Below are 350 nucleotides of genomic sequence, written 5' to 3'. Positions count from 1 at the left end.
ACCGATTGCGTTTAGCGGACGGGTCTAAGCCCTTTTCGGGCAGGAACTCGGTTCTCCGTGCTTTCTTTGTTAAATCCTGCGAATGAGTCAATCTATGTGGTATTCCATGTCTTATGCAGCTTGAGTAGTGACGTGACTTGCTTTTTCGGGCGAAAATGTTTCTCCTCGTTGAACGATGCTGATCAGGATTCGAGCCATTTTTCCTAGAAGTTTAAATACGGACTGTTGCTTCTTCATATGCTTAACTTTAATGTTTTTCTCATGTAGCTCTCGAAAGACAGGATTGATTCCTATGAGCTGTATGGTTGCGAGAAACAGATATTTACGTAAGGTAGAATCTCCACGTTTCG

The 350-nt window shown here is 42.9% G+C and carries 1 pseudogene; it reads right to left on the bottom strand.

Annotation, left to right across the window (positions count from 1 at the left end):
* Positions 1-111: 111 nt before the first annotated feature.
* Positions 112-350: pseudogene (locus LRL21_RS45035) on the bottom strand (IS110 family RNA-guided transposase); the annotation flags it as partial.

The sequence above is a fragment of the Paenibacillus periandrae genome, assembly GCF_022458865.1.
In the GTDB taxonomy this organism is placed as follows: Bacteria; Bacillota; Bacilli; order Paenibacillales; family NBRC-103111; genus Paenibacillus_S; species Paenibacillus_S periandrae.
Note: the sequence above shows the minus strand (reverse complement) of the source record. Positions and strands in the feature narration are given on the sequence as shown.